Annotated in this window: 11 protein-coding genes and 1 tRNA gene; 7 read left to right on the forward strand and 5 right to left on the reverse strand. The window is 66.7% G+C overall.

The window, feature by feature from the left end:
- Positions 1-44: 44 nt before the first annotated feature.
- Positions 45-242 carry a transposase gene (locus tag J7I98_RS43115; protein WP_214928907.1) on the reverse strand — a complete coding sequence of 66 codons (198 nt, stop codon included), beginning with the start codon at positions 240-242 and terminating at the stop codon, positions 45-47.
- Positions 243-287: 45 nt separating this feature from the next.
- Positions 288-361: transfer RNA gene (locus J7I98_RS34020), tRNA-Met, on the reverse strand.
- A gap of 312 nt (positions 362-673) precedes the next feature.
- On the opposite strand from J7I98_RS34020, the gene J7I98_RS42390 reads away from it, so the two are divergent.
- The 5 genes from J7I98_RS42390 to J7I98_RS34045 all read left to right on the forward strand — a co-directional run bounded on the left by J7I98_RS42390 (position 674) and on the right by J7I98_RS34045 (position 4,607).
- On the forward strand, positions 674-796 hold the full coding sequence (locus J7I98_RS42390; protein ID WP_285438121.1) for a hypothetical protein: 123 nt from the start codon (positions 674-676) through the stop codon (positions 794-796).
- Between the two features lie 516 nt (positions 797-1,312).
- Complete coding sequence (locus J7I98_RS34030; RefSeq protein WP_251021596.1) at positions 1,313-2,554, forward strand: putative T7SS-secreted protein; 1,242 nt, start codon at positions 1,313-1,315, stop codon at positions 2,552-2,554.
- Between the two features lie 31 nt (positions 2,555-2,585).
- A complete protein-coding gene (locus J7I98_RS34035; RefSeq protein ID WP_214928908.1) occupies positions 2,586-3,290 on the forward strand; it encodes a hypothetical protein in 705 nt (234 codons plus the stop codon).
- A gap of 35 nt (positions 3,291-3,325) precedes the next feature.
- Positions 3,326-3,982, forward strand: coding sequence for a hypothetical protein (locus J7I98_RS34040; protein WP_214928909.1), 657 nt, complete (start codon positions 3,326-3,328; stop codon positions 3,980-3,982).
- Between the two features lie 52 nt (positions 3,983-4,034).
- Positions 4,035-4,607, forward strand: a complete 573-nt coding sequence (locus J7I98_RS34045; protein ID WP_214928910.1) for a hypothetical protein — start codon at positions 4,035-4,037, stop codon at positions 4,605-4,607.
- A 255-nt stretch (positions 4,608-4,862) separates the two neighbouring features.
- Here the strand turns inward: J7I98_RS34045 and J7I98_RS34050 are convergent, their stop codons facing one another.
- On the reverse strand, positions 4,863-5,732 hold the full coding sequence (locus J7I98_RS34050; RefSeq protein ID WP_214928911.1) for an NmrA/HSCARG family protein: 870 nt from the start codon (positions 5,730-5,732) through the stop codon (positions 4,863-4,865).
- A 55-nt stretch (positions 5,733-5,787) separates the two neighbouring features.
- On the opposite strand from J7I98_RS34050, the gene J7I98_RS34055 reads away from it, so the two are divergent.
- Positions 5,788-6,237: a MarR family winged helix-turn-helix transcriptional regulator gene (locus J7I98_RS34055; RefSeq protein ID WP_214928921.1), complete on the forward strand. Its 450-nt coding sequence runs from the start codon at positions 5,788-5,790 to the stop codon at positions 6,235-6,237.
- A gap of 824 nt (positions 6,238-7,061) precedes the next feature.
- Here J7I98_RS34055 and J7I98_RS34060 read toward each other — a convergent pair.
- Complete coding sequence (locus J7I98_RS34060) at positions 7,062-7,457, reverse strand: hypothetical protein (RefSeq protein ID WP_214928912.1); 396 nt, start codon at positions 7,455-7,457, stop codon at positions 7,062-7,064.
- A gap of 485 nt (positions 7,458-7,942) precedes the next feature.
- Between J7I98_RS34060 and J7I98_RS34065 the strand changes: the two genes are divergently transcribed.
- Positions 7,943-8,467, forward strand: a complete 525-nt coding sequence (locus J7I98_RS34065; RefSeq protein WP_214928913.1) for a hypothetical protein — start codon at positions 7,943-7,945, stop codon at positions 8,465-8,467.
- 181 nt (positions 8,468-8,648) lie between these two features.
- Here the strand turns inward: J7I98_RS34065 and J7I98_RS41705 are convergent.
- On the reverse strand, positions 8,649-8,996 hold a 348-nt coding region (locus tag J7I98_RS41705; protein ID WP_251021597.1), incomplete at its 5' end, for a hypothetical protein.

Raw genomic sequence — 8,996 nt, forward strand, 5'->3', positions numbered from 1 at the left:
TTAGCCGGTCGTTGCGAACGAACCGCCCCGTCGCGACCTTCTTCTTACCGGAGGCGCGGGAGATCGGGCTGGTGCCTTGCGTAGTTCTTGCGCGCCTTGGCGCTGGCGTAACGGTGAGGGTCGTCGCCGAATTCCGCGAGTACCCGGGCGCTGAGCATCGGTCCCAGTCCGGGCTGGGAGCGGATGATCTCAGCGTCCGGATGCCGACCGAAATAGGCCTCGACCTGCCCGTGCGACCGCATGGCAGAAGGGCCCGGATCCACCAGGATCCGGGCCCTTCTGGGCAGTAGCGGGGACAGGATTTGAACCTGCGACCTCTGGATTATGAGCCCAGCGAGCTACCGAACTGCTCCACCCCGCGTCGGTAAACCCCACCCTACGGCACCGCAGAGTCGGCAATGGCTCCCCCCAGGCAGGACGACAGAACGGGAAGGCTGCGACCGCCCCCTCTCCCCCAGTGTTCAAGCCACGCCGGTTCCGGGATGCGATCAGCTGCGAGCCGACGTGCCGTGAAGGAAGCAGGAGGATGTGTCAGCGGTCATGGGGCGTGTAGGGGTGTACGTCGATTGTGGTCACGTGCTCGTTGCCGAATCGGTGGGCGAGGGAGTGCGGCGCCGTATCCCGATCCGGTCCCCACGTCGAGGGCCCGGGCCGGGGTGCTTGCGGGTCGGCTGTGCGGACCCTGCGGGAGCGCTTCTCGGACGGCTTCGGTGTGGTGTTCTTCGTGGGGGTCGGGATCGTCGCCCTCGACGTCGTCGTCGCCATCGCCGCCGGTCTCCTCAGCCTCGTCGTATGACCGCGCCGATATTGAAGGGGTGAGGGAACAGCGGTGGAGATCTCGTAGCGGTTTCCCGCCCTGGTGAGCGCCTTCGGGCACGCGGGACGGAGCGCATGCCGAGCGCATGTATGGTGCCGACGAGGCCCAGGTGACCAGTTGAGTCGCCCGGGCCTGAATCATCGGGAGCCGAGCGGGAGAAGACGGTCCATGGGGGATCAGTTCAAGACGGATATCGATCAAACTCAAACAGTTCCTGACGAATCTTGAGAAATGCGTCGACGAGCTGAACGAGGCCCGGACCGCCCTCGACCACGTACGCGCCGACCAGATCGGCACCCCCCGGCTCGACGAGGCCTGTGACAAGTTCCAGGACGAGTGGAAGTACGGGTCCGAAAAGACCAAGGAACTGATCGACGAGATCAAAAACGGCGTGAAGGCCAACAAGAAGGGCTACGAAGAGGTCGAGGAGGCCCTGGAGAAGGCCCTCAAGCAGATCGCGGACAAGAGCACCTCGGGCGACGGGGGCGGTAAGTAATGGCCGCGAACCCCTATCCCCACATCGGCTTCAACCCCGTACCGGGCATACCCGCCGAGGTCACGAAGCTGCAGCAGAAGGTGGGCGCGGCCGCGACGGCGCTCGAGAACACGCACCAGCAGCTGACGAAGCTCACCGCCGAGAGCAGCTACTGGCAGGGCGACGCGGCTGAGGAGTTCCGCAAGAACCTCGAGGGCGACCTGCCGAAGTACCTCAAAAAGGCCGCCTCGGCACTGCGCAGCGCCGCGACCCAACTGCACAAGTGGGACGGCCACTTGACCTCCAACCGGGAGCTGGCGAAGAAGTACGACGCCGAGGCTGCCGAGAAGAAGGCCACGGCCGACAAGGCCAAGAACGCGTACAACCAGGCCGCACAGGACCCGGATCTGAAGCTCGCCAACCAGACCTTCCCCTCGCAGGAGGAGGCCGACAACGCGACCGCTCGGCTGCGCGCCGCCGAGCGGGAGCTGAACGAGGCGAACTCGGCCCTCACCAAGGCGAACGACGAGTACAAGTCGCTCAACGGCAAGATCAAGGAGCTGGAGTCCGAGCACTCCCGCGACGCCGAGATCGTCGCCAAGGCGCTGGAAGGCACGGCGGAGAAGGCCCCCGACAAGGGGTTCTGGGAGAGCGTCGGCGACATCATCGGGTCGGTCGGCAAGTTCCTGGCGGACCACGCGGGAACCATCGGCGCCATCGCCGGTCTGCTCGCCCTCTTCCCCGTCCTGACCCCGTTCATGGCACCCATCGCGCTTGTGGCGAGCGCGGTGTCCATGAGCAAGAACCTCCTCGACGAGGATTTCCGCAAGAACTTGATGTTCCAAGGCAGCGGAATGGAGATCTTCTCCGCCTACGCGTCCCTCGCCGGCGACGCAGTCGGCATTATTCCGGGCGGGAAGGCGCTGGGCGTCGCGGCCAAGGAGGGCTTCGAAGGCGCGGCCGACGGAGCCAACCTCGCCGCGAAGACCTGGGCCGGTACGAAGGGCGGGTTCCTCGGGGTCGGCCGCTCGGCGGGGGCTGAGGCCCGCGCCACCTGGGACGCTGTTGGGGACAGTGCCGAGAACTCGGCGAAGTTCATGTTGGACATCAAGGCCAACAGCCTCAACGCCGCCGCGAACGTCGTCTCCTCGGCGGAGACCTTCGGCACCGTGGAGAAGGGCAGTACCGAGTACAACACGGCCGAGGGCACGAAGGCCGCCGCGACGGCACACGGCCTCGCCGGATTGCTGGGGTGGCTGTGAACGGCCACGGCGAGAGTGAAGGTACCGAGTGATGGCGAATGAAGTGACCACCGCACCGCAGGACACCCGCAAGCCAGCCTTCTGGTACGGACTGCCCGTCGGATATATGTCCCTGGACCTCCTGCCGCCGGCCGAGCGGCTCATGGAGATCATCAACCAGCTCCGTGGACTGCCCGAACAGGAACGGGACGAGGCGGACCGGGCCCTGCGCCTGTATGCGGGCATCATCAGCCTGCTGAACACCAACCGGGTGCAGGAGTGCGCCCTCGGGGTCCATCCTGACGATGCCGGTGGTTTCACGACATCGGTGTTCACCGTGTCGACGCTGCCGACGTCGGGCAGCGCGAAGCTTGTGGTGGCAGGCCTCGCGGGCAGCGCCGCGGACGGCCCGGACGAGGGCATGCGACCGCTGGAGCTGCCGTGCGGTGTCGGTTTCCTCGCCGAGAAGCGGTCGCCCGCCCCGCGGTCGTCCCGGCACCCGGAGAGGAGCGACGCGGCCTCGAGTCACATCTGGCAGGGCACCGTCGCGGTAGCAGCACCGAGCACCCCGGAACTCATCGTGCTCCAGATGGTGACCCCGGATCTCGACTCCGCCGACGACTACCGGAACATACTGCTCGGGATCGCCCGCACCCTGACCTTCACCGATCCCGCGCGAGCCATGGCCGCTGACGAGGACCGGGAACCGGAGGCGCCGACCGGCGCCTCCGCCGCCATGCGGAACGACTTCGGATAGCACCAGCCACGCTGGGGCAGACTGCAGGAGAACTAGTGCCGGAAAACACTCAAGGTGCCCACGCACCCGGAACATCGGGCACCGCCGCGCTGCGGCAGAAGCTGACCAACCGGATGTGGTGGGCCGGTATCCGCAACACCGGGATCTACGCGCTCATGGCGTTCGGAGGGCCGGCACTGGGTGCGGAGCTGACTCGCGCCGGCCTGTCCTGGATCTTCATCATCATGGGGCCGGTCGTCTTCGTCGGCATCCTCGGCTTCATCGCCTCGCTCTACACCATCCCCCTCGCAGTCACCATCACGGGCAGCTGCCGCAAGACGCTCGCGCAATACTCCTTCGACACGTTCTGTCCCCAGATCACCAAAGTGGACGGCGCCGAGGCCACCAAGGGCCGCCCGAAGAACATGACACTCACACTGCACACCGCCGACGGCCAGGAATCCCCACTGATGCGGATCAACCCGGCCCCACGGCGCGGCCCATGGCACAACCCCTGGCCCGAAGGCATCGAAAACGGCCTCTACATCGCGGGCGACCCGCCCTTCGGCGCAGTCGGCTACGTACCAAGCTCCGGAGCGTTCCTCTTCATGCAGCCCGACGACTGGGACGCAACCGCCCACGACCGCAGGCAGGCCGACCGCGGCCGCACCGCCAGGGCCCAAGGTGCCGAGCTCACGCACAGGATCATCTAGCGGGTTTCACCACACGAGTAGCGGGTTTCACCACACGAGAGAGATCAGCCCCATGGCACGCACCACGTCCGAGACACACCCCGTCAGCCGCATAGTCGGGTGCATCCTCGGCGTCTTCGCCATCCTCATGGCCGGTGTCTGGGGCACCAACGCCGGCGACGATCTGGCACTGTCCGTCGGCGCGTACGGCAACTCGGGGACGTACACCGTCTCCGGATGCCACGACACCGACCTGCGTAGCAACAAATCCGACTACAAGTGCACCGGCATGTTCCTGCCGCACGGCGGACAGGGGAGTTCGTACGCGGAGATCGACGGGGCCGCCGAGGACTACCCGGACGGAGCGCGTGTCGAAATGCAGAAGGAGCCCGGGGGTGAGCCGCAACCGACCGGGTTCTGGCCCGCGTTGGGGGAGATCTGGCAGGTCGGGCTCGCTCTGATGGTCGTCGGGATCGGTATCGCGCTCCTTGTCGACCCCAAGAAGTCTCCCCACGCGCGCCCCGAGACCACGCCCCGGGAGAAGGTGTCGCAAGGGTTCTCCGTCGTGGGCGTCGCCGGTCTGGCGATCGCGGTCCTGGACGGCGTCGTCGCCATCGTCGCGGGTCTCATCAGCCTCGCCGCCTGACCCGTCGCGGCGTACGCCCTACGAACCGCCGAGTGACGCAGACAGCCACCACTTCCCCCGGACAAACTACGGTGCCGGGCGCCCCCAAGAATGGGCGCCCGGCACCGTAGCGTTCAGCCAGGGCCTATCCGGCCCGGCCGCGTCGCGCCGTCACTTCTTCGGCAGCCACGCCTCCCAGACGTCCTTGTTCTCCTTGACCCACTTCTTCGCGGCTTCCTCGCTGCCTGAGTCAAGCTATGTGCTGGCGGCGTGCACTCAGTTGACCGGCCAGGTGCGCTTGGCCGCCCAGGTGTCGAAGCGTTGCCAGCCGATCTCTGGAAAGTCGCGCCGTAGCGCGTCCACGTCCACATCGAGGCCGACCTCGGTGAAGTAGCGGAACATCGCTGCGAGATCGGCCGAGAACGCCTCGGCGCGGGCGATCGGCAGTCGCTCGAACACGATCGGCCTGCCGCACACGCCGGTCAGCACCTCCGCAATCTCCGGGCAGGTCAGCTCGTCGGAGGCGATGTCGATGCGTCGGCCCGCGAACTCCTCGGGCCGCGCGAGAACATGTGCGGCGAAGGCGCCGATGTCCCGCGCGGGAATCAGCGTCAGCGGCCGGTCGGCCGGCATCGGCAGGAGGAACCGGCCTTCGCGCAGACCTTCGAGCGACCACTCGACCGTGTAGTTGTCCATGAACGCGGCCGGGCCGAGGACCGTCCACGGCACACCCAGCCCTTGCAGGTGCTGCTCGATGCGGTACTTGCTGTCGAAGTGCGGGATGCCCGTGCCCCGGTCGGCGTGCGCGGCCGAGGTGAACACGATGTGCCCGACACCGCGGGCGGCCCGCAACAGGTCGATGCCCTGCCGGACCTCGGTTTCCGGGTCGGAGCCGAACGGCGTGGACATAGCAAACAATCCGTCGGCACCCTTCAGAGCGGCCTCCAGCGACTCGCTGTCGTCGAAGTCGGCCGCGAGGACCTCGGCGCCGAGGGCCCGCAGCGTGTGGGCGGCGGCCGAGTCGGGAGTGCGGGTCAAAGCGCGGACCTGGAAGCCCTGATCGAGCAGCGAGCGGGCGGCCGCGCCGCCTTGGGCACCGGTCGCTCCGGCGACGGCCACCACGGGCCGGTAAGATTCCTTTGTCATGCCGTTACTGTACAACGCAGTCACTGCGTTGCGCAGATAATTTTTGAGGGTGTCCATGCTGATCGACGATCTCCAGCAGGAGTCCCGCCGCTACCTGGCCTCGTACGTCATGTTCAACCAGGCTGTCGCGGACCATCTCAAGCTGCACCCCACCGACGTCCAGTGCCTCAACCTGCTGACCGCCGAGCCCGGCCCGTTCACCACCGGCCGGATCGCCGAACTCACCGGCCTGACCAGCGGCTCGGCGACCCGGCTGGTCGACCGTCTCGAGAAGGCCGGCTACGTGGTCCGGCGCCGCGACAAGACCGACCGCCGCCGGGTTCTGGTGGAGCCCGTCCCGGAGGCGATGCGGGATCTCATGAAGCTGTGGGCCGACCTGGGAGAGGGGTGGCGGGCGATGTTCGCCGACTACACCGAGGACGAGCTCGCCCTGCTGTACCGGCACATGCGGCGCACCATCGAGCTCTCCCAGCAACAGATCGCCCACCTGCGCAACAAGGACTGACGGCCGGCCAGGCCCCTGGCGGCGTGAGTCGAACGACGCCGTCGCCGCTGAGCTCAACGGCCGACCACGCAAGGCGCTCGACTAGGAAACCCCAGCCGAGCGCCTGCATAAACCACTCGCCGCCTGATCAACCAACCACGTGTGGCAACGACCCCTGGAATCTACCCCGTGACCGTCCGGGGCGGTCTTGTATCCGCAGACAGGCGCACAGAGCCCCCAACCCAAGCCGGTGGGGACGAGCTGCCGCACCAGCGGACGGAGACGTGACGAGGCGACGGTGCGTTCAAAGACCCCGAGTCGCCCCGCTCTGGATGCGCGAAAGCGGGGGCGACTCGCAGTGTGTTCCGTCCGCCTCCCGCACTGGTACTTCCCCCGCGCGATGCCGTTCCGCCCCCAGCACATGAGAGTGCAATGACAGGCCCTTGGATTCCCTATGTTTCTGCCAACACCGGGGTAAATCAGCCAAGTTGGGGGACAAGCTCCGCTGGGTGAGAATGCGGGAGGGGCATGATGAGCGGATCAGCAGCGATTCCGGCACAGCGGTGCGTCGCAGCGCACGAACAGGACCCGACACCGTGTGAGAATCCACAGAGCGCCGTGACGATCGTCGACTGCGACGGGAGCGAGATCACTGGCTGTCCTCGCCATGCGGCTCGGTTTCTGGCGACTCGTCCTGGCACGCGACTCCATCCCCACACGGCTTTGTTCCCCTGGGCAGTGGACATCTATTACAAGGCTGCCGAACTTCCTCCCTTCTTATGGGAGATCGGCTTGTAGATGCTGGATCGAAGCAGTACCGCGACTGCCACACGATGCCATGTGCGCTAGACGCCGAGTGCGGGGCCGGCCCTGGCCGTCATTGTGCCCAGCAAGAAGGCCCCGGCGAGGAGTCCCATCCGGTACACATCGGTGAAGCCGTCCCAGGCCAGTTCGCCCCGCTGGTGGACTACGAAGCCGTCGTAGAAGAGCCAGCACACCGCGGCAGCAAGCGGTACTGCTCGGGGATGTGCGTGCAAGCCCACTGTCAGCGAGAGGGTGCAGTACGCGGCCAAGGCGGCCGCCGGGTGGTGCAGACCACCCACCGCACCGAGCATGGGCAGGAGAGATGCGGATCCGATGAACGCTGCCGCGCACACCATGGGAGTGGGGTACATCCACGGCTCAGAACGCTCGCGGGTACGGATGGCAGCGCCGGGCATGCGCCGTGGGACACCGACCATGGCCTCTCCTCGATTCGAGCCGTAGGCGTTTCGCCAGTGCGGAAACCGGCGGTGAGCGGTGCTCGAAACACCACTATGCGTCGGCGAGGTCACCGGGAGAAAGGCAGTGACCGGCCAATGTGGACGGTGTGCGTAGGCATCACCGGGTGCCCGAACTGGGTGACCAAAGCACTGGCCAAGCCCAACAGGTGTTCCGTGGCGGCTGAGGGCGTCAACAGGTACATGGGTGCGTACGAGCCCCTTGCGCGGGCCGCGCAATCCGCGGGAGGGAAGGTCGGCGACAACGCGAAGGCTGCCGTGAGGTAGGAACCTCATCACTCGGCTGATAGGCCGCCTCTTGGCCTCCGACATGCAGTTGCATTGATGCATACGGCCAAGTGCTGTCCGCTGCGACGGCATTTGGTGCTGCTCAGTTCACAGCGCCATCCCCGATGGCAGTCAGGGCATCGGGGACGGCACGCTCTCCCGTTCTTGGAAGGAGACTCATGGCCAGTCCCGACAGCGAATTCCTCACCCGCGCGTCCGAGGCAGCCTTCGAGCTCGGCGCAGACGGCTACCGCCTGTCCACGGTGACGATCAAGTCTCGGCATATTGCTTTCACCGACACCGGGATCGCACCCGATCCGCCGCTCTACGCGGAAGGCGAGCCGCCCCCCGTGCCGGGACGCGAAGGCCGGCGCGAATACGACTGGCAGCCCGCCACCGACGCACCTGCCTGGATGAACATGGCGTGGCTGCTGGAAGACCTGGCCGCCTGGATCGTGGCGTTGGCAAACGAACACGTCACCCTCGTCGGTGCTGAGTCACCGCACCCTCACTGGTGCGATGTGCTGGTGCGCGACGGCGACACGGCCTATCGGGTACGCATTGCACTGGCCGGCCGGAGGGACCCGCTGGACTTCCCCGGCATGTATCTCCGTGACCTGTTCGCCGAAGGACGCCACCGTGACCACCTCGCCCCTGCCCCAGAGGAGGGCACGCCACTCGTAGACCTACGCACGGTGCTCTGAAGCGGGAGGCGAGCGCCGGTGCGCTGGGTTGCTTCGGACAAGGTGTGTGACGTGGATGTACGTCGGAAGCCGCCCGTCGCGCAGCAGCGACCGACCGGATCGGCTCGCGGTTACCCCCGCATCCGCGGCCATCATCGCCGCCCTCCTCACCTGGCTCCGCACGTGAGTGGCGCCCGGGGGTTCATGAGCCGGCGAAGGCAAGCCCTCTCGCTGCCAGTTCCTGTTCGAGGATCCGGATCGCTTTGGGCCCCACGCCGTGGATTTTCAACAGTTCCGAAGATGTCACGCTCGTCAGCTGGTCGTATCGCATGTAGCCGTTGAGAGCCAGCGCGCGACAAGCGGGCCTCCCGATTTGCGGCGGAAACTCCGTCGGCTCCGCGGCATCTTGAATCGCCATCTCACCCCTCTGGTGGCCGGCCGACAACTTGGACCATAGCGAGCCTGGACGCAGGACAGGACCCGAGCAGCGCGTCACATCGCCACAGGGCCAAACATTGCCTGATGCGGCTCTAGTGTGATGCGCCAGAAA

Origin of the sequence: Streptomyces sp. ISL-98 (assembly GCF_018614055.1) — a bacterium.
Lineage (GTDB): Bacteria > Actinomycetota > Actinomycetes > Streptomycetales > Streptomycetaceae > Streptomyces > Streptomyces spiramyceticus.

Coding starts and splice junctions, on each gene's coding strand:
- J7I98_RS43115 (WP_214928907.1), bottom strand. CDS start 242: ATGCGGTCGCACGGGCAGGTCGAGGCCTATTTCGGTCGGCATCCGGAC.
- J7I98_RS34030 (WP_251021596.1), top strand. CDS start 1,313: ATGGCCGCGAACCCCTATCCCCACATCGGCTTCAACCCCGTACCGGGC.
- J7I98_RS34035 (WP_214928908.1), top strand. CDS start 2,586: ATGGCGAATGAAGTGACCACCGCACCGCAGGACACCCGCAAGCCAGCC.
- J7I98_RS34045 (WP_214928910.1), top strand. CDS start 4,035: ATGGCACGCACCACGTCCGAGACACACCCCGTCAGCCGCATAGTCGGG.
- J7I98_RS34050 (WP_214928911.1), bottom strand. CDS start 5,732: ATGACAAAGGAATCTTACCGGCCCGTGGTGGCCGTCGCCGGAGCGACC.
- J7I98_RS34055 (WP_214928921.1), top strand. CDS start 5,788: ATGCTGATCGACGATCTCCAGCAGGAGTCCCGCCGCTACCTGGCCTCG.
- J7I98_RS34060 (WP_214928912.1), bottom strand. CDS start 7,457: ATGGTCGGTGTCCCACGGCGCATGCCCGGCGCTGCCATCCGTACCCGC.
- J7I98_RS34065 (WP_214928913.1), top strand. CDS start 7,943: ATGGCCAGTCCCGACAGCGAATTCCTCACCCGCGCGTCCGAGGCAGCC.